Annotated in this window: 18 protein-coding genes; 5 read left to right on the forward strand and 13 right to left on the reverse strand. The window is 66.1% G+C overall.

Annotated elements, in window-relative coordinates; translation table 11 throughout:
• Positions 1–72 precede the first annotated feature (72 nt).
• The 10 genes from J2X92_RS19850 to J2X92_RS19895 form a co-directional block, all read right to left on the reverse strand.
• Positions 73–6,087 carry an alpha-2-macroglobulin family protein gene (locus J2X92_RS19850; protein ID WP_307577977.1) on the reverse strand — a complete coding sequence of 2,005 codons (6,015 nt, stop codon included), beginning with the start codon at positions 6,085–6,087 and terminating at the stop codon, positions 73–75.
• 328 nt (positions 6,088–6,415) lie between these two features.
• A complete protein-coding gene (locus tag J2X92_RS19855) occupies positions 6,416–6,892 on the reverse strand; it encodes a DUF2269 family protein (RefSeq protein WP_307577979.1) in 477 nt (158 codons plus the stop codon).
• Positions 6,889–7,266, reverse strand: coding sequence for a DoxX-like family protein (locus tag J2X92_RS19860; RefSeq protein WP_307577981.1), 378 nt, complete (start codon positions 7,264–7,266; stop codon positions 6,889–6,891). The genes J2X92_RS19855 and J2X92_RS19860 overlap by 4 nt, the downstream gene beginning before the upstream one ends.
• Entirely contained in the window at positions 7,263–7,769 is a 507-nt protein-coding gene (locus J2X92_RS19865; protein WP_307577982.1) for an SRPBCC family protein, read from the reverse strand. Before J2X92_RS19865 ends, J2X92_RS19860 begins: the two co-directional genes overlap by 4 nt.
• A complete protein-coding gene (locus J2X92_RS19870; protein WP_307577984.1) occupies positions 7,750–8,883 on the reverse strand; it encodes a saccharopine dehydrogenase family protein in 1,134 nt (377 codons plus the stop codon). The genes J2X92_RS19865 and J2X92_RS19870 overlap by 20 nt, the downstream gene beginning before the upstream one ends.
• On the reverse strand, positions 8,880–10,490 hold the full coding sequence (locus J2X92_RS19875; protein ID WP_307577986.1) for an FAD-dependent oxidoreductase: 1,611 nt from the start codon (positions 10,488–10,490) through the stop codon (positions 8,880–8,882). The genes J2X92_RS19870 and J2X92_RS19875 overlap by 4 nt, the downstream gene beginning before the upstream one ends.
• Positions 10,491–10,497: 7 nt before the next feature.
• Complete coding sequence (locus tag J2X92_RS19880; protein ID WP_307577988.1) at positions 10,498–12,039, reverse strand: polyamine aminopropyltransferase; 1,542 nt, start codon at positions 12,037–12,039, stop codon at positions 10,498–10,500.
• A 14-nt stretch (positions 12,040–12,053) separates the two neighbouring features.
• Complete coding sequence (locus J2X92_RS19885) at positions 12,054–12,272, reverse strand: DUF350 domain-containing protein (RefSeq protein ID WP_015868006.1); 219 nt, start codon at positions 12,270–12,272, stop codon at positions 12,054–12,056.
• 58 nt (positions 12,273–12,330) lie between these two features.
• Entirely contained in the window at positions 12,331–13,809 is a 1,479-nt protein-coding gene (locus J2X92_RS19890) for a DUF4178 domain-containing protein (protein ID WP_307577990.1), read from the reverse strand.
• A gap of 9 nt (positions 13,810–13,818) precedes the next feature.
• Positions 13,819–14,868 (reverse strand): SPFH domain-containing protein, encoded by a 1,050-nt coding sequence (locus J2X92_RS19895; protein ID WP_307577992.1) that lies wholly within the window; start codon positions 14,866–14,868, stop codon positions 13,819–13,821.
• A 165-nt stretch (positions 14,869–15,033) separates the two neighbouring features.
• Between J2X92_RS19895 and J2X92_RS19900 the strand changes: the two genes are divergently transcribed.
• The 3 genes from J2X92_RS19900 to J2X92_RS19910 all read left to right on the forward strand — a co-directional run bounded on the left by J2X92_RS19900 (position 15,034) and on the right by J2X92_RS19910 (position 18,446).
• On the forward strand, positions 15,034–17,376 hold the full coding sequence (locus J2X92_RS19900) for an NADP-dependent malic enzyme (protein ID WP_307577994.1): 2,343 nt from the start codon (positions 15,034–15,036) through the stop codon (positions 17,374–17,376).
• Between the two features lie 180 nt (positions 17,377–17,556).
• Complete coding sequence (locus J2X92_RS19905; protein WP_307577997.1) at positions 17,557–17,970, forward strand: ribonuclease domain-containing protein; 414 nt, start codon at positions 17,557–17,559, stop codon at positions 17,968–17,970.
• Positions 17,971–18,020: 50 nt separating this feature from the next.
• Positions 18,021–18,446: a barstar family protein gene (locus tag J2X92_RS19910; RefSeq protein WP_086012221.1), complete on the forward strand. Its 426-nt coding sequence runs from the start codon at positions 18,021–18,023 to the stop codon at positions 18,444–18,446.
• Between the two features lie 353 nt (positions 18,447–18,799).
• Here the strand turns inward: J2X92_RS19910 and rsmA are convergent, their stop codons facing one another.
• From rsmA to J2X92_RS19925, 3 genes are read right to left on the reverse strand one after another with little or no spacing between them, the layout of a single operon-like run.
• The gene (rsmA, locus tag J2X92_RS19915) at positions 18,800–19,567 is read right to left on the reverse strand and encodes a 16S rRNA (adenine(1518)-N(6)/adenine(1519)-N(6))-dimethyltransferase RsmA (RefSeq protein ID WP_307577999.1); all 768 of its coding nucleotides are present in this window, start codon (positions 19,565–19,567) and stop codon (positions 18,800–18,802) included.
• Positions 19,567–20,976, reverse strand: a complete 1,410-nt coding sequence (locus J2X92_RS19920; RefSeq protein ID WP_307578001.1) for a peptidylprolyl isomerase — start codon at positions 20,974–20,976, stop codon at positions 19,567–19,569. Before J2X92_RS19920 ends, rsmA begins: the two co-directional genes overlap by 1 nt.
• Before the next feature lie 17 nt (positions 20,977–20,993).
• The gene (locus J2X92_RS19925) at positions 20,994–23,573 is read right to left on the reverse strand and encodes an LPS-assembly protein LptD (protein ID WP_307578003.1); all 2,580 of its coding nucleotides are present in this window, start codon (positions 23,571–23,573) and stop codon (positions 20,994–20,996) included.
• Between the two features lie 234 nt (positions 23,574–23,807).
• Here J2X92_RS19925 and J2X92_RS19930 point away from each other — a divergent pair, with 234 nt between their 5' ends.
• A complete protein-coding gene (locus J2X92_RS19930; RefSeq protein ID WP_307578005.1) occupies positions 23,808–24,905 on the forward strand; it encodes an aminoglycoside phosphotransferase family protein in 1,098 nt (365 codons plus the stop codon).
• The gene (locus J2X92_RS19935; RefSeq protein WP_307578007.1) at positions 24,906–25,640 is read left to right on the forward strand and encodes a 16S rRNA (uracil(1498)-N(3))-methyltransferase; all 735 of its coding nucleotides are present in this window, start codon (positions 24,906–24,908) and stop codon (positions 25,638–25,640) included.
• Positions 25,641–25,679 lie beyond the last annotated feature (39 nt).

Below are 25,679 nucleotides of genomic sequence, written 5' to 3' on the forward strand. Positions count from 1 at the left end.
AGCCCTCACCCTAGCCCTCTCCCAGAGGGAGAGGGGACAAGAGAAGAGGGAGCAGGGCGGGGAATGCCATGGTCAATTGGCCACCACCTGGAAGCGCGCCCCGGCCGAGCGCGAGTACACGCGCCGGTCGTACATCGCTTCGCCATACGCGGCCGGCACCACAAAGTCGCCCACGTTGGTGGCACGCGCCTTGTAGGTCACTTCGAGCAAGTCCTTGCCGACGCCGCCGTAGAACACCACCCGGTCTTCGCGAATGTCGGCGTACTGCACCTTCCACGAGCCGCTGCCGCCCAGGCGCTTCTTCCAGATCGGCGCGTCGGCGTTGGCTTCCTCGTCGTCGCCCACGGCCTGCAGCACCGGCTCCAGCCCGCCGGGCAGCACGTCGACCAGCGCCACGTCGTTCAGCTGCGCGCGCTCCAGGCTGCGCACGCGCACCCGCACCGTGACGTCTTCGCCGAGCTTGGCCTTGGTGACCGGGTTGCCCTTGGCATCGAGCACTTCATGGAAGATCTCGAGGCCCTGGTTCACCGGCGTGGCCGGCACGTTGCGTTCAAAACCCTGTTCGGCCCAGCTGTAGTAGAGGTTGAAGTCGCTGTCGTTCGACAGTTTGAGCTTCGCGGTACCCATGGGCACCGCCGCGCGGGTGATCGGGTTCACCGCGCCCAGCGCGAGCGCCGCGGCCTGGCCTTGCGCGTTGACGGTCTGCGCCGTGAGCTTGCCCTCGGCGTTCTGCGCCACCGCTTCGAAATAGGCATCGACGGCAAGCAGCATCGAGGCCGACGACAGGCTGTTGTACCAGCCGTCGCGCACCATCGCGCCCATGCCCTCCCACACCGCAGGCTTGAGCGTCTTGAGGCGGCTCGGGAAGTGCCGCGCCACCAGGTGCAGCGTCATGCTGTCGTGCACCAGCGGATCGTAGTAGGCGCCCCAGACATTGCGGCGCGTGTTCTTCTCGGTGCGCGCGAGCAGGTCGGACCACACGGGGTTGAGCAGTTCGTTGGCGACTTGCTCCTGCTTCACGAGCTGGTAGCTCGCGGCGAGGTATACGGCGCCGAGGTCATCGCTCCAGCCTTGGGCCTGCCGCGTCTGCTGGGTGCGCCAGGCTTCGCGCAGGTTGGCCAGTGCGGCTGGAGCGATGATGCCCTGTCGCGTCAGCAGGTAGGCCGCCTGCGTGCGCTGGCGCCATCCGTCGAGCGAGGCATCACCGCTTCCGAGCCAGCCCTGCAGGTAGGTGTTGGCCTTCTGCAGCAGGTCTTGCGGCACGGGCAGCTTGTGGTCCTTGGCTTCGACCAGCAGATGCACCGCGTAGAGCGTGGCGAAGGCATCGGTGCCTGCGCCGGGCCACAGCGAGAAGCCGCCATCGGCCGTCTGCCGTGCACGCAGCTGCACGAGGTAGCGTTCGAAGGTCTTGCGGGCCTCGGGCATCGGGCCCTGCTCGGCGGTGCGGCCGCGTGCCATCTCCTTCACCAGTTCGGGCCGGCCGGACAGCAGCACGGCCGGGAAGGTCTGGCTCGTGATCTGCTCGGTGCAGCCGTGCGGATAGGCTTCCAGGTACTGCATGAGGCCGGTCGCAAAGGCCCAAGGCGCGGCCGACACGGCTACGTCGCTCTTGCGGAAGTTCGGGTAAAGGTCGGCCTTGCTGCTCAACTCGCCCGCGCGCTGGAAGCTGCCGGCCTGCACCAGCGTGACGAACGGCGATGCGGGCCGCACACTCACCTCGGTCGACAGGCGCGCGCTGAAGGTCTTGTGCGTCGATGTGAACACCAGCGCGGAAGACCCCAGCACCGCCTGCTCGCCCGGCTTGGCGCGCACGTTGAACTTGGTGCTGGCCTCACCGCGCTCGTTGACCTTGAGCGTCTGCGTGGCGTCGCCCACCACCTCGAGCCCGCCCGATGTGGTGAGCGTGAGCGCGATGGGCGCCTCCTTGCCCGAACCGACGATGTTGTTGGCGAGGCCCACGCCCACTTCGACCGTGTCGCCGGGCGCCATGGCGAGCGGTGCGTTAGGCAGGATCACCATGTCGCCGCGCACCACGGTGCGTGTGCTCTTGGCGGCAGTGGTCTCGTCGTTCACCGCCACGGCCATCACGCGCAGGCTGCCGTTGAAGCTTTCGGGCACGGTGTAGCTGAATTCGCGGCTGCCGTTCACGTCGACCAGCCCCGACCAATACGCCACCGGCTTGTCGCGCTTGCGCTTGAACGGGTTCAGGTGCTTGCCGAGTTCGCCTTCGCCGTCACCGCCGGGTGCTGCGCCCTGCATGAGCTTCTTGAACTCGGGCAGGATCAGGTCAAGCGTCTGCAGCGTGCCGACCTCGAGCGCGCGCTTCTGGAAGAAGTGCTTGAGCGGATCGGGCGTCTTGTAGCGCGCCACCTGCAGAATGCCTTCGTCCACCGCGAACAGCACGGCACGCGTGGGCTTGTCGCTGGTGAGTTTCATCTTCACGGTCTGGCCGGGCTTGACGAGTTCGCTGCTGGTGAGCTGCAGGTTGGCGGTGCGCTTGGCCAAGCTGGTGGCAAAGGGCACGACGCCGTACGACAGCGGGCTCATGTAGACCTCGTCGGAGGCCGGATCGCGCACGAAATGCACGTTGATGTAGCCGGTGCCTTCGAACTCCTTGGGCAGCGTGATCTTCTGCACCGAAGCGGTCTTGTCGGTCTTGAACCACGCGTGGGCGTAGACCTTGTCGCGCTCGATGGTGATGAGGCCCGCGCCCACGTAGGGCGCGCGGATGCTGATCTCGATCTCCTGGCCCGGCTCGTAGTCCTTGCGGTCGAGCGTGAGTTGCAGTTCTGCATTGCGGTCGAGCGAGCGTGAGACGTTGGCGTTGCCCGCCACGCTGTACTCCACGCGGTTGAGTTCCAGGCCGCCGGCGTTGCGCACCACGTAGGCGAAATTGCCGGGCGTGGAAGTGTTCAGCACAACGGTGTTGCCGGCCGGGGCGATGGCCAGCGGCTTCTCGTCGAGCACGATTTCCTTCCTGCGCGACTCGTAGCGGTAGAGGCCGCTGTCCTGCTTGACGAGCACCGACAGCACCTTGCGCTCGACACGCTCGATCTTCAGGTCGGCCACGGCGGTCTTCTTCGCCTGCGGATCGATCGCGATCACGGTGGCATTGCGCGCGGCGCCCTTGCTCACGTAGCTGGTGTCGCCGTCGACCTTCACGCCCACGAGGTAGGGCATGTCGCTCACCAGCGTCTGAGCCTCGGCCGAAACGCTGCGCCCGCCCTCGGGCTCGAAAGCCTTGGCGAGCACGTGCACCTGGTAGGTGGCGGCATCGAAGCGCGAGAGGCGCAGGTCGAACTCGGCCTTGCCCTCGGTGCTGGTCTGCACGCTGCCCAGGTCGTCGACCTGCTTCTCGGTGGCGCGCTGCGGATCGAAGAAGGCGTAGTCGGCGAACGCGCGGAACACCGGGAAGGCTGGGCTCAGCGTGAGCGTGCCCTCCACCTTGCGATCGGGCGCGGGCGTGCCGAAGAGGTTCTGCACATCGATCAGCGCCTTCAGGTCCTTGGGCTTGACCCAGCCCTCGGCGAGTTCGCTGCTGAGCTTGGCGACGACCTTGGTGCGGTCGGGCAGGAACTCCTGCACCTTCACCGTGGTGCTGCCGATGAGCAGGCCCTCCACTTCGGGGTTGCCGGGCGATGATTCGCGCGGCAGGTAGAGGTTGACTGTGTAGTTGCCGGTAGGCGAGGTGTCCTGCGTGGCGTGGGCGATTTCCGCCGCGCCGCCGGGACCGAGCTTGAGCTTTTCGCGGCGCACGCTGAGGCCGCGCGCGTCGATGATCTCGGCTTCGAGCGGCAGGTCGCGCAGCGACGTGCCCCAGTTGCCGGCCTTGACCATCATGGCGATGTGCATGGTGTCGCCCGGGCGGTAGATGCCGCGGTCGCTGAACACATAGGCCGTCATCTGGTTGGGCACGCCGGCGGCACGCAGGCCGCCCACGTCGAAGCGCGAGATGTCGAGCGTGCGGTCGCTGCGGTTGAAGGGCAGGAAGCTCAGGTCGCCGTCCTTGCGCACCACCAGCACCACGGGTGCCTTCTCGCGCTGGTAGCCGGCCAGGTTGGGCAGCTTGGCGGCGCCGGTGGCGCCGGTCGCCTGCGACGCGATGATCATGCCGTTGCGGCCCCACACCTCGACCAGCGCACTGCCCACGGGCTGGCCGTTGGCGATGCTCTGCACGAAAATGTCGCGCGTGCCGTCGAGCGACTTCTTGACGACGATGCCCAGGTCGGTGACGAGCACCAGGCGCTGGTCAATCTTGTCTTCGGGGTTGCCGCTTTCGGGGTCGCCCTCGCCTTCGGACGATTGCTCCTGTTGTTCATCTTCCGGCTGGGCCTGCGCCGCATCGCCTTCGGCCTTCTTCTTGGCCTTGGGGTCGTAGCCCTGCACCTTGAGCAGGAACACGCCGCGGCGGTCCGCCACGTCGCTGCGCAGGTACTCGGCGAAGTCGACGGTTTCGTAGTGCGCCTTGCCGGCGGGAATGCTGAGCGGAATCTCCTTCTGGAAGCGGTCGACGAGGTTGTCCGACTGCAGGCCGCCGTAGAACTGCGGATGCGCGAAGTCGCCATTGGTCTGGGTGACCAGGTGCTGCAGCTGCTGCGGCAGCAGGCGGCCGATTTCCAGGCGGATGCCCGGCAGGTCGCGCACCAGGATCGGCAGCTTGCGCTCGCCCGACAACGCGAGCAGCGAGCCCTGACTCATGATGGTGAGCTCGGGCGCGAAGGTCTTGAGCAGTTGCACCTCTTGCCGCGCGGCGCCGAGCTGGTAGCCGCCCGGCGTCTTGAGGCCCTTGGCTACGCGCACCAGCAGGTAGCGGCCGCCTTCGGCCTGTGGCATGCGGAAGCTGACCATCTCGGTCACTTCTCGCTCGCTCGCGATGGGCTGCAGCGTGAGCTTCTTCGCGCGGCGCAGCACGGCGTCGGTGATCTTCGAGGGCTCGGCGGACCAGTCGAACTTCTCGTCTGGATCGCCCTTGGCTTCTTCCGTGGCGGGCAGCAGCCAGGCCTGCACCACGCGCGCCATCTCGCGCTCGTGCACCGGCATCGAGGCGGTGATGTGCATCACATGCTCGGGCTCGCCGCTCTCGCCGGTGACGATGGTGGGCTCGACGCTTGCAATGTCGAGGCTGAAGAGTCCGGGGATGTCGACGGCGCGCGAGACGTCGTTGCGCTGGCCGGGGCCGCCCTTCTGTGCGACCGCGCCGGCCGCAAGGTTGAGCACCACGGGACGCGTCTTCTCGGGGATGGGCAGCGGCTCGGACTGCAGGGTGGCAGCGAGGCGCAGCTTGTCGTAGCTGACCGTGAACTTCTCGCCCGTGCATTTGCCCACGCCGAAGAACGAGGTGCCGCAGGCCTGGTCATAGGTGAGCACCAGTCGCTTCTCGAACTCGGCCGTGTTCACGGGATGCGAGAAACTCACGCGGAAGAGGGCGCGGCGCACGTTGGCCTGCACCGGGTCCTGATAGAACTCGGCACCCGCGATGCGCGCGCTGAACTCGGGCGAGGCGAACTCATACTTGCGCAGCGCCATCTCGATGTGCGGCGCCAGCGCGCTGTTCGCAAGCTGCACCTTGTACGGTTGGCCCACCGGCCAGTCCTGCGCGGGCAGGAACTCCAGCTTCTTCTGGCTGCTCCACGTCCAGCGCCCGGCAATGGCGGGTTCGATGGTGATGCCGGTGGCCTCTTGGCCGATGCGCGCAATCGGCGCGACCGAGGCCGAGAAGTTGATGACGAGCGGGTTCGGTCCCTTGTCGTTCTCGATCTGCGTGCGCGGTGGCGGCACGATCTGCGCGGTGGCGACCACGGGTTCGACGCGGTCGGGCGTGAGGCCGTGCCACCACTTAAGAATGTGCGGGCTCGCCATCCAGCCGGCCAGCACGAGCAATGCAAGCACCACCAGCCAGGCCAGCCGTTGCTGCAGCCACTGCAGTCCGAAGAGAAGAAACGCACCCACGATGCGCAGCCAGCCCGGGGGTCGCCAGGAACCGATGAGCCCGCGCGCGAGCGGACGCAAAAAGCCGAGCGCACGGCCCAGCCCGGTGCAGAGCACGTCGCTGAGCGACGCGAGTTTTCGATTCGCAACCTGAAGCATGGAAGCTCCCCCGATGTTTTTGTTGGTGCCTGGCAGTCTGCCGGCGATCTGTGAAGAGACGGCGCTGTGTGTGAAGTCTGCGTGAAAACTGCACAGGCCCGCGCCGGGGCCACTTCAGTGATGGATGGTGCGTTGTGCGTTGGGTTGCTCTTGTTCAGGGCGTGTGCACAGGCCACCGGGTACTCCCCTCCGCGAATGTCCCCCGGCTTCGCCTCCTCCTTTATTTCGCTGCGGGGAGCACCCGGCGCCCTGCGCACGCTGGGCGCTGTCGTTGTTCCGCTCGATCAACCACCGCGCCGAACAACCTGCTTCAAACAAAGTTCTCATCTCAGAATGAAAGTTGCGGCTTGTTCACCATCAGCCAGAACACGACGACCATGGCGACGAAAGCCGGGTATCCCAGCAGTTCCCAATAGCGTTGATAGCGGGCATACCGCGGCGGCAGCGGCACGGCATCGCGGTGCGCCTGCCCGGCCATCGCCGCCATGCGGATCTGCAGCCACACCACCGGCAGCCAGCAGACACCCGCAAACGCAAACAAGAGCAGTGACACGGCAAGCCACGGCGTAGACAGCGGCCAGCCCGCCATGTGAGCCAGCGCGAGGCCGGTGGCAGGCTGCAGGATGACCGTGGGCGTGGTGAACCACCAATCGGCCCGCACCACCAGGCGGCTCACCACTGCTTGCGCCGGCACGCTGGCGCTGCGGTTGGCAAAGAACATGTAGAACGCCGATCCCAGCCCCGTGCCGACCATCAAGACGCTGGAGATGATGTGTAGCCACTTGAGGACGAGGTAGGTGTTCATGGTGTCGTGCGCCGCCACAAGTGCCAGAGGAGGGCGGCAATCGGCAGGTTCTTCAGCAGCGGGCCCAGCGGATGCAGCCACAGGGCGGGCTGGAGGAAGGTCGCCACCGCGGTCATGACCAGCAGCAGGCCGAAGGCCGCAAGGTAACTGGCGCGCCCGGGCCGCAACCACAGCACAAGGCCGACGGCAAGATCCACCGCTGCGCCGCCGACGATCAGCAGTTGAACCAGCCAGGGCGGCGATGCGATGCCGGCCTCGGCCAGCACCTGTCGGCTCTGTCCGTTCAGTTCCACGATGCTGGCGGCGGCCGTGAACAGCCACACCGCGATGAGGCTGAAGCGCAGCAGGCGATCATCTTCACATGCAGTCGTCATGCCGCGTCCCTCCCGTGCTGCAGTCGTTGCCACTCGACGACCTCGGTCGCATGCGCTGCCAGAAAGTCGCGCATGCGGCCGAAACGCCGCTGCGTCTGTCGCGCGAAGACCCACGCCACCACCGGCTCCAGCAGCCAGCGCAACGCCTTCGGCCCCGCCTCTATGGTGTAGACGTAGATCAGCACCGACCGGCCCGGTTGAGTGTCGCGGTGACGCATCGACGCGGCCCAACGGCTGAAGGGGAAGGAGCGGCCGATCATCGAAGCCGCCGCCACACGCGGCCGGTCGAAAGTGACGAATCGCGTGCGCATCGACAGGCCGCGCAGCCATCCGCCGCCGGTGTTCTCGGTTTCCGCGCCGACGAAAGGACAGGGTGCGCCGCCCACGACGCGGGCGTTGCCGACCAGCGAATCCCAGCGCGCACGCCAGACGTGATAGTGGAAGGCGTCGAAGACCACGTCAGCCGGCGCCGGCATGTCGAATTCAAGGCGCTGGTGTGCCATGGCCCCTCGCGCCTTCGTCGATCACATCGGTCACCATGCCCCAGCGCGCGAACTCGGGCTCGAACTCCGGGAGCGTGAGCAGGCCGGCGCAGGCGTGCGCGCCGATGGGCAACGCATCGCCTCGTGCGAGCCGCCGGGCCAGCAGGATGGCGGCCATGCAGGGAATCTCGGGGCCATGGTTGCCGTCGGCAGCGATGTGCCAGGCGCGGCGCGCAGCGGCGCCACGCGCATCCATGCCTTCGACGCGCACCACCATGCCGCCCAGCGCCGTGCCGAGCGCATCGAGCACACCGCCTGCGGAATGCAGCAGCGGCGCAAGTTTTTGCGGCGCACGCAGCAAGCCCACGCGGCGCATGAACGCCATGAAGGCGAAGGCATGCTGCGCAAGACTCACTTCGAGCGCCGCGCGGAACATGACCGACTGGACGCCGGCATAGCGCGCCGGAAAAAGTTCGAGATCGGGGATGTCGCACAAGGCGCCGCGGCGCGGCTTCATGCGCGCGAACCGCACGGTCGTCGGGTGGGCCCAGCCGGGCCGGCCGGTCCATTCGCCGCGGTGCCAGACCTGGACCGGCTCTCCGCAGTAGGCGAGCACGCCGGCGAGCGTGGCCTCGCCGCGCGGCGCGCCTTGGGCCGGCGCAATGCAGGTGTCGATGCTCCAGATGCTGCGCCATCCTTCGGTGAGATCGTCCACCACGGCTGAAGAGAGCGCTGGCACGGTACTGGCCCCAGCAATGGCAGTGCGGCCTGCGCTGCGAAAGGCTGCGTCAAGTGCGGCGGGAAAGTCGCAAACGAAGCGCCGCCCATCGGCCAGGTCGATGTAGTGCGCGCCGGATGCTGCCACGGCGTGCGGGACGCGGTAGTCTTGATTCTGGAACGGGCCCGCGGTGTGGATGACGAGACCGGCGCCCAGGCTGCGCAGGCATTCGACAAGGTCGCCGGCCTGGACATCGATGCGCACGCCACGCGACGAACCGCCGAGAGACTGCGCCAGACTGCTGGCGCGCCGGAGGTCTCGGCCGCCGATCATCAGTTCGATATCTTCATCGGTTGCCAGTGCGCGGCAGATGCGCGCGCCGAAGTTGCCGTAGCCACCGAGCACCAGGATTTTCATGCGACGCCCATGCCTGCGACATGCCCTCGCGTGAAGGCCTCCTCGAAGATCGAGTAGCCCGACCAGTCCGCATGCGCGAACGAGAGCCGGCCGGCGGCAACGCGGCCACCGTTGGCCGCACCCATCTGCGCCAGCAGTCCCGGCGTGGGAATGGCCATGGCGTGGCCGTAGCGTGTGATCTCGATGCGCGTGGCCAGCGCAGGCAAGTCGGGGTGCGGCACCGACAGTTCCGCGAGCAGTTCGTCGCGCCACGCGGTCCACGGGCGCTCGAGCAGCACACGGCGGCCGTCGGCGGCGTCGTAGCGGCTTGGGCCGAGCGGCCGGTACCAGCTGATGACCGTGCCGCGAGGCGTGGGATCGAGGTCCTGGTGGCGCGCATCGACATATCCCAGGCCGCGGGTGCCGAACACCACGTTGTCCCAGCTCGGCGCGGCGCCGGAACGGTCGGCAAGCGGCCCGCGCAGGTGCACGTTGGCCACCAGCCACGGCGCGTAGCGCAGATGTCGGGCGGCGTTCGCGAGCACTGCGGGCGCGTTCTCGACCACGCGCGCCGCAATGAACACCGGCAGCGCGACGATGCAGCGCTCGGCCTGCCAGCGCACCATCGATTTCGACGCAGCATCCCACGCATCGACCTCGACGCCGCCGCGCAGCTCGGCGATGCGCGTGACGACCTGGCCAGTGCGCAATCGGTCGCCGAGCGGCGCGGCCAGGCGCTGGGTGAGCCAGCCGTTGCCTTCGGGCCAGGTGAGCACGCCGTCGCGTTCGGGAGTCGAATCGGCACCGCTGCCCGATGAACCCGGCGCGTGAAATCCGTGCCGGCTTGCAAAGTAGTGAATGCCGGCCCATGCGGAGACCTGCTCCATGCCTGCGCCGTAGTCGTCGCGGCAGCAGTAGTCGAGGTACCAGCGCAGCTGCGCATCGCTGAAGCCTTCGCTGTCGAGCCAGCGCTCGAACGGAAGGGCGTCGAGCGCGAGCAATTCGGGAGTTAGCGCCACCTTGAGTGTGGGAATGGCGAAATGCTCCGCATGCTGCAGCGCATCGACTCGCTGCGCGAACTTGCGGTACTGGGCATGCGTGCTCTCGCCGACGTCATGCATGGGCAAGAGGCCGTCTTGCCACTCGCCACGGAAGAACAGGCGCTCCTGCGGGCTGTGGCAAAGATGGCGCTCGTCGTATTCCCAGCGGCCCGACACGCGGCGGCGGAGGCCGAGTTCTTCGAGCAGGTCCTGCACTTCGCGCGCGTCGTCGTTTGGCACAGGGAGGTAGTGCGCACCAAGCGGGCAGGCAATGCCGTTGACGATGCCGCTGCGCGCGTTGCCCCCGGGGGTGTCTTCGAGTTCGAGCAGGGCGAAGTCTTCGATGCCAGAAAGGCGCAATGCGCGTGCGGCGGCAAGGCCTGCGACTCCGCCTCCGGCAATGACCACACGCGTGCGCTTCATGGTTATGGGCGCCTGGCTCTTGAGCGCGCCGTCGCGCATGGCATGGCCGCGTGCCACGTCGATGCCGGTGAAGCCACCGTCGATGGGCGTCAGCGGTGCCTCGCAACCCGCTAGCGCAAGCGCGCTCGCCGCACCCGCCACGCCGAGAAAATCACGCCGTTGCATGCCGCGGCTAGTGGGCAATGACCTTGCCCCACTCCTGCTCATAGGTGGTGACGAGGGTTTGATTCGAGAGGCGGTTCACTTCCGCCGGCACGCGCGCCATGTCGAGCGGAAAATCGAACATCAGGGGCAGTGTGGGCGGCGCCAGGAAGCGCAGGCCCGAAGGCAGTGCGTCGGGCATGCGGTAGGGGCGGCGGCTCGCAATGATGTAGCCCCATTCGCCGAAGCTCGGCACGTGCGCGTGGTAGGGCGTGGCACGCAGGCCGACCGATTCGATGGTGGTCGCCACGGTCCAGTAGCTCTTGCGCGCCACCAGCGGCGAGGTGGTCTGGATCACCGCGTAGCCGCTTGCAGAAAGGCGCTTTTCGAGCAGCGAATAGAAGCTGTTGGTGTAGAGCTTGCCGATCGCGAAATTGGTGGGATCGGGGAAGTCCACCACGATGACATCGAACATATCTCCTGGTTGCTGCAGCCATTGGAAGGCATCTGTATTGACAACTTTCACCTTTGGCGAAGACAGCGAATGCCCGTTGAGCGCGGCCAGCGTTTCGTGCTCGGTGAAGAGCTTCGTCATGTTCGGATCGAGCTCGACCAGCGTGATCGACTCGACCGACGGGTATTTGAGAATCTCGCGCACGGCCATGCCGTCGCCGCCGCCGAGCACCGCCACTTTTTTTGGCGCGCCCTGCGCGGCCATGACCGGATGAACCAGCGCCTCGTGGTAACGGTATTCGTCGCGCTCGGCGAACTGCAGGTTGCCATTCAGAAAGAGACGATGCCCGAGCTGCCCGCGCGTGACCACGATGCGTTGGTAGGGCGAGGTGGCGCTGAAGACGATGCGGTCCTGGTAGAACTTGTCTTCGGCCAGCGTGGTGATCTGGTCGGCCCGGACAAAGGCGCCGACGAGCGCCGCAAGCGCAAGAAAGCACGCGAGCGCATGGGCGCCGATGCGCCGCAGTTCATGACGGAACAGCCACAGCGCCCACACCGCCACGGCCGCGTTCATGAAGCCGAACAAGAGCCCGGTGCGGATCATTCCGAGCTGCGGCACGAGAATGAGCGGAAAGGCCACCGACACGGCGAGCGCGCCAAGATAGTCGAAGGTGAGAACCTGCGACACGAGGTTCTTGAGCACGATGTTGCGCTTGAGAATGCGCATCACCAGCGGAATCTCCAGCCCCACCAGCGTGCCGACCACCAGCACGAGCCCATACAGCAGCAGCCGGAACGCGCCGGGCACGTAGGCATTCGCCAGGAAAAGAATGGCCGGCAGGGCACCGCCGACGAGCGCCACGAGCAGCTCGATGCGCAGGAAGTGCGCCGGCAGCTGGCGCTCGAAGTAGCGCGAGAGCCAAGAGCCCACGCCCATCGCGAACAGGTAGGTGCCGATGATGGTGCTGAACTGCAGCACCGAATCGCCGAGCAGGTAGGAGCTCAGCGCGGCCGCGGTCAGCTCGTAGACCAGGCCGCAGGCGGCCACCACGAACACGCTGGCTAGCAGCGCAATCTCGACGGGCTGCGGCCCGCGCGCATCGGCAGAACGCGCGGACACCGCCGCCTCCCCGCTCAATGGATCGCGGCTGCGACGATGACGCAGATGCCCAGGCTCATGGCGGCCACGACCAGCCCCAGCGCCACGTTCTGCTTCTCGACGATTTCGCCCCAGAGGTCATAAGGCGTGAGCTTGTCGATGATGAGAAAGCAGAGCCAGAAGATCAGTACGCCAAGCAGCGCATACACGAGCGATCCGAGGACCACGCCCGGTTTCAGCCATTCAAATCCCATGGGGACCTCCAGTCGTAGTAGCAGTATTAGATGACATCAATGCGAGCCTGCCTGTCTTTCATTTGTGGCCGCCGCCGCTCGAGTAGCCGCCGTACGATCCGCCCGAACTGCGCGATCCGCTGGACGAGCTGCTGCAGGTGCTCAGGATGACCAGCAGCACGATGATGACAATCACGATGAAGATGATGGTGCCGCAACCCAGGCCCGAAGCGGCACTGACCGGCGACGCATCGCCGCGCACGAACATGTCCTTCTTGTCGTCGAGCTTGAACGCGGCGGAAACCACGCCGCTGTCGAGCTTGCTCCCGGAGGACCAGGTCAGCTCGTTGGCCGAGCGCTCCATCGAGAGCAGCGCATTGCCGTTGGCGAAGTCGCGGTTGAAAGTTTTCTGCCCGCGCTCCACCTGCCAGTAGAACTCGCCCGCCACATAGGTGGTCTCGGCGTTGTAGGCGTACTGCTGGACGTAGCGCTTGCCTAGATAAGTGGCGGTGCTGCCGTTCTCGGCCATCACCGGCGCGCCGGTGGTCGGCTTGACCATGCTCCAGCCGTCTTCGGCATCGACCAGGAAACTGAAGCCGCGCTTCTTGTTATACAGCAGGTACTCGTTCCAGCCGAAGTGCTCGTCGTCGCCGGGCTCCACGCCCATGCGGTGCTGAAAGCCCACCACCTGCCATTGCGCGCCCTGCAGCTGGCCCATGCTGCCGATGGCGATGAGCGGGCGAACGGGCTCGTTCTGCTCCGCGTGCTTCAGCTCGCCGCCAATGCCCTGCGACAGGTCGATGATGCTGTTGCACGAGCCGCAGGTGATGCTCTTGCTGTCCGCCAGGTTGACCGTGACCGGCGCGCCGCAGTTGGGGCAATTGAAGGCGCGGCCTTTTTCGTCCTTGGCGGATTCGTCTCGCAGCCCGGTGAGCTGAAGGTCCTCCAGCTGCACCGAGCGGCCCAAGTAGGCGGTGGGCGGCTCCGTGCCGTAGTCGATGCTGAGCACCAGTCCCTTGTCGTTCCGCAGCTCGACTATGGGAAAAGCGCGGCCCAGTTCGGGCAGGTGCGGCAGTTCGCCCTGGGCGGAAAGCAGCGCCACCTGTTCGTTCGACGAAACGGTGTAGCTCTGGCCGTTGAACGCGGTGGTAGCGCCCACGCGCAGCTCGGTCGGCGGTGGCGCGGCGCGCTGCAGTTCGAATGGCAGCGCGAAGACATAGGCGCCGTTGTCCTCGCTGAGGATGCCGGTGCGGTCGCCGTCGAGCGCGGCGATCCATTCGGTCCAGCGTCCGCCGGGGTTGCTGTACTGCAGCCGGCCAACGATGGTGAACGGCTGGTTCTGGATCCGCCCGGCTGCAAACAGCTGCAGCGGACTGAAGTCGTCGAACAGCTCGGCCATCTTGCCGATGCGCGCGAGCGTCTCGCCCTGGCGGACGACGGTGCTCTGGCAGTACGGGCAAACGGCGAAGGCCGATTGCGCGGACCTGAATTCGACCGGTGCGCCGCAGCCGGGGCAGGGCGCACGGTAGGCGCGCTCGGCGCCCGGTTGCTCAGCCATTGCCGGTGCTTAGACCAGCTTCTTGAGCAGCTCCGCCTTCTTGGCGTCGAACTCTTCCTGCGTGAGGATGCCCTTGTCCTTGAGCTCGCCGAGCTTCTCGAGCGTGGTCATCACGTCGGCCGGGCTCACCACCGCCACGGCGGGCTGCTGCTGGGTCGCTGCGGCCTGAGCGGCTGCGTTCGGGCTCAGCCCCTGCGCGAGGTTCTGCGCCAGCACCTGGCCCAGCGCCACGCCGGCGCCCAGGCCCATGGCATCGCCCGCGATGCCGCTGCCGCCACCCGCACCTTCGGCAAACTTGGGGATGGCCTGCGCCGTCTGGTACTGCATGAACTTGCCCATGTCGTTGCCGACCATGCCCATGCCGATCTTCTGGTCGAGGATCTTCTGCAGCTCTTCGGGCAGCGAAACGTTCTGGACCGTGATGTTCTCGAGCTTGATGCCGATCTTCTCGAACTCGGGCACCAGCTGCGCCGCGAGCGCCTGCGCAAACTGGATCTGGTTGGCCGCAAGGTCCAGGAAGGGCACGCCGCTGGAAGCAATGGCGTTGCTGATGTTTTGCAGCACCATGCCGCGCAGCTGTCCGTCGAGGTCGGTCACGCTGTAGATGTCGCGCGTGCCCGAGATTTCGGTGTGGAAACGCTTGGCGTCGCCGATGCGGAAGCTGTAGTTGCCGAAGGCGCGCAGGCGCACCGCGCCAAAGTCCTTGTCGCGGATGGTGATGGCCTGCGGCGTGCCCCACTTCTGGTCGACCTGCTGGCGCGTGCTGAAGAAGTAGACGTCGCTCTTGAAAGGGGACTCGAACAGCTTGTCCCAGTTCTTCAGGTACGTGAGCACGGGCAGCGTCTGCGTCGTGAGCTTGTACATGCCCGGGCCGAAGACGTCGGCCACCTGGCCTTCGTTGACGAACACCGCCACCTGCGACTCGCGCACGGTGAGCGAGGCGCCGTTCTGGATTTCCATCTCGGCCATCGGGAAGCGCCAAGCCAGCGTGCCATCGCCAGTCTCGGTCCACTGGATGATGTCGATGAACTGTTTCTTGATGAAATCCATCAGGGCCATGGCCGCTCCTCGTCTATTTTTTTCCGGAACGTACATATTGCCACATCGTCTTGACGGGCTGCCGTGCATTTGGCAGGGCGCATCTCCGCCATGCGGCCTATGGCCCCGCAGGCCGAGGTCTACAATCGGCGCCCCCAGAAGAAGCGCCACCAGGAGCAACGGTACATGTCTGATTCGACGACCTCATCGACCCCCACGCCCGAAGACAAGCGCGCCGAACTGCGGCGCGCCGCCCTCGAGTACCACGAGCTTCCGGTGCCGGGCAAGATTGCCATCGCCGCGACCAAGCAGATGGTCAACCAGCGCGACCTGTCGCTGGCCTATTCGCCCGGCGTGGCCGCGCCCTGCGAGGAGATCGTCAAGGACCCTGCCAACGCCTTCAAGTACACGGCGCGCGGCAACCTGGTGGCGGTGATCACCAACGGCACCGCGGTGCTGGGCCTGGGCGACATCGGCCCGCTGGCGGCCAAGCCGGTGATGGAAGGCAAGGGCGTGCTGTTCAAGAAGTTCGCCGGCGTCGACGTGTTCGACATCGAGATCGACGAGAAAGACCCGGCCAAGCTGGTCGAGGTGATCGCCGCGCTGGAGCCGACCTTCGGCGCCATCAACCTGGAGGACATCAAGGCGCCCGACTGCTTCTACGTGGAGCGCGAGCTGCGCAAGCGCATGAAGATCCCGGTGTTCCACGACGACCAGCACGGCACGGCCATCACCGTGGCGGCGGCCATGCTCAACGGCCTCAAGGTCGCGGGCAAGGACATTGGCGAGGTCAAGCTGGTCACCTCGGGCGCGGGCGCCGCGGCGCTGGCCTGCCTGAACCTGCTGCTCAAGGTGGGCCTGAAGCGCGAAAACGTGTTCGTGACCGACCTGGCCGGCGTGGTGTACGAAGGCCGCGAAGAGCTCATGGACGACGACAAGCGCCAGTACATGCAGAAAACCACGGCCCGTTCGCTGGCCGAGGTGATCGACGGCGCCGACGTGTTCCTGGGCCTCTCGGCGGGTGGTGTGCTCAAGCCCGCCATGGTGGCCAAGATGGCACCCAAGCCCGTGATCTTCGCGCTGGCCAACCCCAACCCGGAAATCGCGCCCGAAGACGCCCACGCAGTGCGCCCCGACGTGATCATGGCCACGGGCCGCACGGATTATCCGAACCAGGTCAACAACGTCCTGTGCTTCCCGTACATCTTCCGCGGTGCGCTCGATTCGGGCGCCACCACGATCACCGACGAGATGGAAATTGCCGCGGTGCGCGCGATTGCCGATCTCGCCCAGGCTGAGCAGAGCGAGCGCGTTGCTGCCGCTTACGTCGGCGAAAAGCTGTCTTTCGGCCCCGAATATCTGATTCCGAAGCCCTTCGATCCGCGCCTGATGATGAAGATCGCTCCCGCGGTGGCCAAGGCCGCCGAGGAAAGCGGCGTCGCTTCGCGCCCGATCAAGGACATGGACGCCTACCGCGACCGCCTGCAAAGCTTCGTCTACGCCTCGGGCACCACGATGAAGCCGATCTTCGACGCCGCCAAGCGCGCGCAGAAGAAGCGCGTGGCGTATTGCGAGGGCGAGGAAGAACGCGTCCTGCGCGCGGCCCAGATCGTGGTGGACGAAGGCATTGCCCGCCCCACGCTGATCGGCCGTCCGGCGATCATTGCGCAGCGCATCGAGAAGTTCGGCTTGCGGCTGAAGGAAGAGCTCGACTACGACATCGTCAACGTCGAGCAGGACCACCGCTACCGCGACTTCTGGCAGACCTACCACCGCATGACCGAGCGCAAGGGCCAGACGGTGCAAACCGCCAAGATCGAGATGCGCCGCCGCCTGACGCTGATCGGCGCCATGCTGCTGCACAAGGACGAGGTCGACGGCATGATCTGCGGCACCTGGGGCACCACGCTGATCCACCTGCACTACATCGATCAAGTGATCGGCAAGCGCCCCGGCGGCTGCGAAAGCACCCCGCAGGACGTGCCGGTTTACGCCTGCATGAACGGCCTTTTGCTGCCCGATCGCCAGGTGTTCCTGGTCGACACGCACGTCAATTACGACCCCTCGCCCGAGGAACTGGCCGAAATCACGACCATGGCGGCCGAGGAAATGATGCGCTTCGGCCTCAAGCCCAAGGCCGCGCTGCTGTCGCATTCGAACTTCGGCACCAGCAACGAGCCCAGCGCCATCAAGATGCGCAAGACGCTCGACCTGCTGCGTGTGCAGGCGCCCTGGCTCGAGGTGGACGGCGAAATGCACGGCGACGTGGCGCTCGACAGCAAGCAGCGCGCGATCGTCATGCCGCACAGCGCGTTGGCAGGCAACGCCAATCTACTGGTTTTCCCGAACATCGACGCGGCCAATATTTCCTACAACCTGCTGAAAACTGCGGCAGGCGGAAATATCGCCATTGGCCCGGTGCTGCTCGGCGCCGCCAAACCTGTGCATATTCTCACGGCAAGCGCAACTGTTCGCCGCATCGTGAACATGACGGCCTTGACAGTGGCCGACGCAAACGCAGAGCGATAAGCCATTTTTCGAGAGTGGTCGCCCACTTTAGGCGTCGCTCCCCATCTCCTTGCACTGCTCAAACTTTGGGCAGTCGCTTGCTATTTTCGCCAGCGTGGTGCACACTCGCGGGCTTGAATTTGCGGGTTAACCCCAGGGTTGATCGCCAATTCGGAACCCGCTCTTTTCTTGTGGTGCCCCATGGCGGCTTACGCCTCGATCACGTCCTCAGTCACTAAGTTTGCGCTCACCGGCTTTTTGCTGGCGGCGTTAGCGACGGGGGCCGAGGCCCGCCGCGATTGGTTTGGCACCGGAAAGCCCGCCCAGGATTCGATTGCACTGTCCGAACTTCCGGTTCAGGGCCAGCGAACCTACGAAGCCATTCTGAGTGGCGGCCCCTTCCACCATGAAAAGGACGGCACGGTATTTGGCAATCGCGAGCGTCTCTTGCCGCCAGCGCGGCGCGGTCACTACCGCGAGTACACGGTGGCAACGCCCGGCTCGCGCGACCGAGGGGCGCGGCGCATTGTCTGCGGCGGTGAACAGCGCACAACACCCGAGGCCTGCTGGTACACGGCAGACCACTACGCGAGTTTCAGACGGATTGCACCATGAGCGATGACAACGACTTGAGCGGCGCCCCGAAGCGCCCCGAAGAAATGATGATGACTATGGAAAGACCAGCGGAGATGACACTATCCCTTCGTGCCGTACGCCCGAACATCGTGCAGTCGATTCGTGCGTTCCGCGTGAACGACCTGCAGGAAGCCGCGAACGCAGCGGGCCAGCATTTCCTGTACGCGAACCTGGGCAACGCCCAGACCAAGCAGGACGTTCTCGACCTGATTGCCCAGCAGTTCACCTTTCCGGCGCACTTCGGCAAGAATTTTGACGCGCTGTACGACTGCATGACCGACCCGTTGCATAAATCGGGCCCGCAGCCCGGCTTTGTGATCGTGCTCGAGCAGATCCCGGCCAACGCCAAGTTCGACAAGGAAGCGCGCGAGCAGCTGCTCGACATCTTCCGGGACGCCTCCGATTACTGGGGAGACCGAAAAGTCCCCTTCCGGTGCTTCTATTCTTTTCTGTAGCCCGTTCTGCACACACCAGCCAAGCAGAACGGGCGAACGAGGCTCAGCCGAACGGCGCAGCACTCGATGGCATCGAAATCAATAGCGGCACAGCTGCCGCGGCAACCGGCACTGAGCCGGAAGGCGAAAAAATGCCGACCGACAAACTGGTCGACGTTTCGCCGCTCGCATTGCGCATGAGCAGCCCCTTCAACGCGGGCTACTGGCTCGCTGCGGCCTAAATAGGCCCACCCCCGAAGCGGCTCACTTCGTGTAGCCGCTTCCCCCTCAAGGGGGCAACACCTGCGGCCCGGCAAAGCCGGTTCCGCGGTGTTCACGAACGAAAGCCCGCCTTTGCCAAGGCGGGCTTTTTTTCATTGGCGCGGGGGAACGGCCTGGGCCAGGGCGACGTACTCGGCCACTGGCACTTCTTCGGCCCGGCGTTGGGCGTCGAACTCGCCCTCGAAGCCATGCTCGTCGAGCCACTTGCCCAGGGTGTGCCGCATGATCTTGCGGCGCTGGCTGAACGCGACCTGCACGATCTCGCCGAGGCGGGCGGCATCGACGGCAGGCGGCTGGGCCAGCGGCACCATCCGCACCACGGCGCTGTCGACGCGCGGCGGGGGGTCGAAGCTCTCGGGCGGCACGAACAGCACGTTTTCCATCTCGTAGCGCCACTGCAGCATCACGCTCAGGCGGCTGTAGTCGGACGTGGCGGGCCTGGCGACCATGCGGTCGATCACTTCCTTCTGCAACATGAAGTGCTGGTCGGCAATCAGGTGGGCAAAGCCGAGCAGATGGAAAAGGATGGGCGTGGAGATGTTGTAGGGCAGGTTGCCCACCACTCGCAGCGGGGCCGAAAACCTGGCGGCGAGCTCGGCGAAATCGACCTTGAGCACGTCCGACTCGATGACATCGAGCTGCGGATGGTCGCGCAGCCGCTTGGCCAGGTCGCGGTCGAGCTCGATGACCGTCAGGCGTCCGAGCCGCTCCACCAGCGGCTGCGTGAGCGCCGCCAGCCCGGGACCGATCTCGACCATGGCGTCGCCAGGCTGCGGCGCGATCTCGTGCACGATCGCATCGATGATGCCCCCGTCGGACAGAAAGTGCTGACCGAACCGTTTCCTGGCGATATGGGCCATCAGGACTGGGGAGGCTCGCGGTATTCGACGTAGGCGCGCGCGCGCACTTCCTGCACCCAGGTTGTGAAGGCCTCTTCAACCCTCTGCTCGCGCAGCACGGCGCGTGCGGCTTCGCGCTGCTCGGCCTGGGTGAGCTTGGATTCGCGCCGGCCGACCACCTGAATCAGGTGGACACCGAATCGCGACACCACGGGATCGCTGATCTGGCCCGGCGCGAGCCGGTCCATGGCTTCCTCGAACTCAGGCACGAACTGGCCGGGGCGCGACCAGCCCAGGTCGCCGCCTTCCTTGGCGCTCGCGTCTTGCGAGTTGTCGCGCGCCAGCCCGGCGAAATCGGCCGTGCCGGCTTGCACGCGGCGCTTGAATTCGGCCAGCTGCGCCACGGCTTGGGCGGTGGTGCGCTTGGGATCGTTGAGCAGGAGGATGTGGCGAACCTGCGTCTGGGTGACGGTGGCATCGGTGGCGCCAAGCTGCGACTTGGCCAGCACCTTCAGCACGTGGAAGCCGGCGCCCGAGCGAATGGGCCCTGCAATACCGTTGACTGCCGTCGACTGCGTGGCTTCGACGAACAGCGAGGGATAGCGGTCCGCGGTGCGCATGCCGACGGCGCCGCCATTGGCGCGGTCAGGCGAGTCGGAGTTTTCCTGCACCAGCTTGGCAAAGTCTTCGCCGGATCGGGCGCGCTGCGCCAGGCTTTGAGCCCGCTGCTGCAAGGTGGCCACCTGCGCGGGGGTCGCGTTCTCCGGCACCGCGACCAAGAGGTGCGCGAGGTTGATGTTCTGCAGCGCCGCGTCCTTGGTGGGGGAGTTTCGCTGGTCGCGCAGGTATTCGTCGGCTTCGGAGTCGCTGATCTTGACCTTCGATTCGACCTCGCGGTCGCGCAGGCGCGTGAGCAGCAACTGGTCACGCAAGTCGTTGCGGAATTCGCGCGGCGAGATGCCTTCGGCCACCACGCGGCGGCGCAGTTCTTCGACCGTGACCTGGTTCTGCCGCGCCACGGTCTGCTCGGCCTGGTCGATGGCTACGTCGTCGACCTTGATGCCGTTTTCCTTGGCCAACTGGAGCTGGGCTCGCTCGGAGATCAGGCGCTCGAGCACCATGCGGGTGAGCTCGGCGCGGGGAACGCGTTCCGCCTCGGCGTTTTCGCGCATCAGTCGCGTGACGCGCGACTGCACCTCGGTGTTGGTGATGGGTTCGGAGTTGACCAGCGCGACGATGTACTCGGCCGAGCGCTGCACCGGCGCGGCATTGGACGGAGCGGGACGTGCAACCGGGGCCGCAAGGCGGGGGCCGGCGCGCATGATGTCCGTGATGCCGCTGCCGCCACCGGGACGCAGGCCCTGCGCGCCGGACGACGCAGCCAGCGCCGCGAGGCAGCTCAGGGTAAGGATGGAACCGATGTGTTTCATGGCGTTGCTCAATCGTCTCAGTCGTAATTGGTGAAGCGGCTCGGCCCTTCGGTGGGCTGGCGAAGGGGCTGGTAGCGCTGGATGTTTTGCCGAAGGGCCTGCATAGGACTCGATCCGATGCTGGAAAATCCGACGAATTCGAGCTGGAACATGATGCGGGTGTTGGCGGTCACCTGGCCGGTGGTGACGCGCTGGAGGACCACGCGTCCGATCCAGCAGCAGCCGTCGTATTCGAAGCCGAGCACGCCGTCCGTGAGTTTCTTGTCTTGCAGGCTGTAGTTGAGCCGGCCGACCGCGTACCACCGCCCGCCGCCCTGGCCCTTGCCCGGGCCGAGGTCCTTGCCCTTGTCGCCCCACAGGTCGTTGAGCGGCCACTGCCAGCCCACGTCGAACGACTTGTTGCCGTCAGTCGCGGTGGGCGTGCTGGGCGCCTGGTAGCGGAAGGCGGCGCTCAGGTTGTGGTACGGCTCGGGGTTGTAGCGCGCGCTGATGGCCGAGCGCTCCGACTTGCGTGTGTCGGGGTTGTACTGAACGACCGTGTCCAGGCTCCACTTGGGCGTCCAGTTGATTTGCGCCCCCAGCAGCAGGTCGCTCGCCCGGTCGGTCACCGGCGTGCCGCCCGGCAGCGTGACCTTCTGGTCGCTGAAGCGCAGCCGCTGTGCAATGCCGAAGCGCGCCGCCTCGACGCCGGTTTCGGGGTCGATCAGGCGGGAGGTCACGCCGAGCGTGAGCGTGTTGGTGTCGGAGATGCGGTCGTTGCCCGAGAAGGCGTTCTCGGTGTAGATGGTCGCAAAGCTGAAATCGTTGGCCGCCGAATCGTAGTTCGGCAGCATGCTCTGGTTGCGGTACGGCGTGTAGACGTAATAGGCCCGCGGCTCCAGCGTCTGGCGGAAGGCGCGGCCAAAATAGCTCGCGTCGCGTTCGAAGATCAGCCCGCTGTCCAGGCTGAAGGTCGGCACCGTCCGATTGCTCGAGGTCGGGAAGAAGTACAGCGAATTCGGGTTGTAGGGCACGCCGTTGACGTACTGGATCCCGTTCACCGTGAGCCTGGGAACGTCCGACTGCGGCAGGTAGTAGTTGTACGAAGCCGTGTTCAGCTGCAGCTTGGGAATGACGAAGGAACTCGGCGTGATGAATGGCCGGCTGATCGTGCCAATTGCCAGGGCGCGATCGCCGTCGGGCTGCGACTGCTGGTTGATGTCGAAGCCGGGCTGGCCCGAAAGGATGCTGTTGACGCGGAAGCGCGTGTAGTCGAGGTTCAGCGAAACGTCGAAGCCGTGCCAGTCGTACTTGTTGTAGTTGGCCGTGATCTGCGGCATCCGGTCATAAGACGGCACGATCGGCGACAAGCTGTACTGCAGCGTCTGGTAGCGCAGCGCACGAATCCCGCCGGTCCAGTCGCCCTTGCCCCAGTTGAGTGACGCGTCGTTCGACAGCTGACGCTGTGCCAGAGTGGGCGTACGCTGGAAGTCGCGCCAGTAGTCGTCGTCGCTGACGCGGTTGATGTTGATGGTGGCCGACAGCGAATCCAGGCCCAGCGCCTTGGCATTGAATTCCTGGTGGTGATTGGCCCAAATGCCCCAGCGTTTGGTGCTGCCAGGCGCAGCGGTCAGGTCCTTGGCCTGGATTTCTCCGTTGGCCAGCTGCTGAAGCTGGGTGGCGCGCAGCTCGTTGTAGCGCTGCCCCACCAGGCGGTCGCTGCCCATCAGGTCCATGCGGATGCTGCCGCTGTAGTCTTTCTCGAGGTAGCGGAATTCCGAGCCCAGGTTGAGGCCGCGCTTGCTCATCAGCGTGGGCGTGAACGTGGCGTCGCGGTTGGGCGCGATGTTCCAGTAGTAGGGCTGCGAGATCTCGATGCCGTTGGTGTTGTCGACGCCGATCGTCGGCGGCAGCAGGCCGCTCTTGCGCTCGTTCGACAGCGGAAAGCTCACGCTCGGAAACGGCGGCGTGCTGATGCCCATGAAGCTCAGCCGCGCATCGGTGGCCACGCCAACGTTTTCCTCGGTGTCGGTGGTCATCGTGGCCGCGGTCAGCAGCCAGGCCGGCATCCAGCCCGGAAAATCTTCACGGCGGCAGGTGGTGTAGGTGGCGTTGCGGGCCACCGAGACGTTGCTGTCGACGAAATCGATGCGCTGCGCCTCGCCGTGCCCGCCGTTGGCGAGGAAGGAATAGCGCACATTGTTGAAAAAGCCCTCGAAGGTTTCGAGCTTGAGTTCAAGCTCGGGGCCCTCGTACACGTTGCCGGCCTGGTTGACCCGTACGTTGCCGCGCGCCTTGGCGCGGTCGTCTGGCTGGTAATACTCGAGGCGGTCGGCGGTGATGGCCACCTCGCCGCGGCGCAGCGTGGCGTTGCCCTCGACCACGGTTTCAAGGTCTTGGCGGCCCGACAGCCGATCCCCGGTAATGAGGCTTGGCAGCTGGCTGCGCTCATTGGCCGGCAGCGTTTCGGTCAGTTGCGGCGTGCGCTTGAGCACGAGTGGGCCGTCGAGGCCGCCCGCCGGCTGCGCGGACGCGCCATGCGCATGCAGCAATGCGAGCGACAACACGGCCAATGGCAGGGGCGGGCCGGAACGCCGCGCGGCGACGCGACGGCTCATCAAGCCACCCGCCCGGTCGTTCCAGAGAAGGCCCGCAGTCTCCCCAGGGAGGGCTGCGAGTGCACAAGGTGCCAAGCGTGGGGGCGTTGGATCGTAGGCATCGGTCAGGAACGAAGGATCGTCGGGAGGACGGCGCGGCAGGCCGGCAGGTTGCAGGAGCCGGCGGCAACCCTGTTCGACCGGGGAGGACCGCAGGAGTTGCCGCGCCAGGCGGATTTGTAGAATCGATTATCCATGACAGCACCCCCGCCCCCTGCTTCCGAGCCCACCCCCTCCGCCGAGGCCATTCTCTGGGCCGATCCACAGCGGGCCGCAGCCTTCCAGCACTGGTTGGCCGGTATCTCCGCCACGCACCACCTGTTGCCCGATACCGTGCGCCTCGCATCGGCCGATGCGAGCTTTCGGCGCTACTTCCGGGTCGACAGCGCGGAGGCTTGCGGCGCTCGCATCGTGATGGACGCGCCGCCGGACAAGGAAAACAGCGAGCCTTTCGTGCAGGTCGCCCGTTTGATGGCCGAGGCAGGCGTGACCGCGCCGCGCGTACTCGAATGGGACAAGTCCCACGGCTTCCTGCTGCTGGACGACCTCGGCCGCCAGACCATGCTCGACGTGATCGATCCGGCCCAGCCCGACGCGAGCCGCCCGCTCTACGACCGGGCCATCGATGCGCTGATCCGCTGGCAGCTGGCGTCCAAGCCGGGCGTGCTGCCGCCCTACGACCGCGCGCTGCTGGAGCGCGAACTGGCGCTCTTTCCCGAGTGGTACATCGGGCGCCACCGCGGCGTTGCCGTCGAGGGCAAGCTCAAGGAACGGCTGGAACGCAGCTTCAAGCTCATCGTCCAGAGCAACCTGGCCTCGCCGAGCGTCTACGTGCACCGCGACTTCATGCCGCGCAATCTCATGGTCCGCGATGACGCTGCCGATCTGGGCGTGCTCGACTTCCAGGATGCGGTCTACGGCCCGATCACCTACGACATCGCAAGCCTGATGCGCGACGCGTTCCTGAGCTGGGACGAGGAGTTCGTGCTCGACGTCACGATCCGCTATTGGGAAGCCGCGCGCAGGGCCAAGCTGCCGGTCGACTCGGATTTTGGCGCCTTCTATCGCTCGGTCGAATGGATGGGTCTGCAGCGCCACCTCAAGGTCGCGGGCATCTTCGCCCGCCTGACGCTGCGTGACGGCAAGCCCCGATACTTGGCCGACACGCCCAGATTCATCGCTTACATCCGCTCGACAACGAGCCGCTACATGGAGCTGACGCCGTTGCTGCGCGTGATCGATGAAATCGAAGGGAGCTCGGCGCTCACCGGCTTCGTCTACGGTCGGCCCTAGATGCCCCGTTTCCATTGCCCGGTGCCGCTGGTTGCGGGCGCCACTTTCGAACTGCCTCCCGGCGCGGCGCGCCACGTGCAGGTGCTGCGGATGCAACCCGGCGACGCGCTCACGCTGTTCGACGGCTCGGGCGGCGAATATGCCGCTACCGTGGAGCGCATGGGGCGCAGCGACGTTTCGGTGACCCTCGGCGCCCATGTTCCCGTGGAGCGAGAGGCTTCGCGTGCGGTGCATCTTGCCGTCGGCATGCCCGCCAATGAGCGCATGGACTGGCTGATCGAGAAAGCCACCGAGCTGGGCGTCGCGAGCATCCAGCCGCTGGCAACAGCCCACGGCGTGCTGCGCCTCTCAGGCGAGCGCGCCGAAAAGAAAAGGGCGCATTGGGAGGCGATTGCCATCGCGGCCTGCGAGCAATGCGGCCGCAACCGCGTGCCGGTGATCCATCCGGTGCGGCCGTTCTCGAGCCCCTCGGCCTGGATCGATGCGAACACCGGTGGCACTGCGCTGCGCCTTGTCCTGAGCCTCGCCGAAGGCACGCAGCGCCTCGCCGATGCCACGGCATCGTCACCGGCGGACCGCAGCGTGCTGGTGCTGAGCGGCCCTGAAGGGGGCCTGAGTGGCGCCGAGGAGAAGGAGGCTCTGGCATGCGGCTTTGCGCCTGTCACTCTTGGTTCGCGCGTGCTGCGTGCCGAAACGGCGGCGCTCGCCGCTCTGGTGTCCCTCGCCGCGCCGTAGCTTGTTTCCATGAGGCATGCGTGCCTCGACTGTTCGTCA

Origin of the sequence: Variovorax paradoxus, from assembly GCF_030811855.1 — a bacterium.
Lineage (GTDB): Bacteria > Pseudomonadota > Gammaproteobacteria > Burkholderiales > Burkholderiaceae_C > Variovorax > Variovorax paradoxus_L.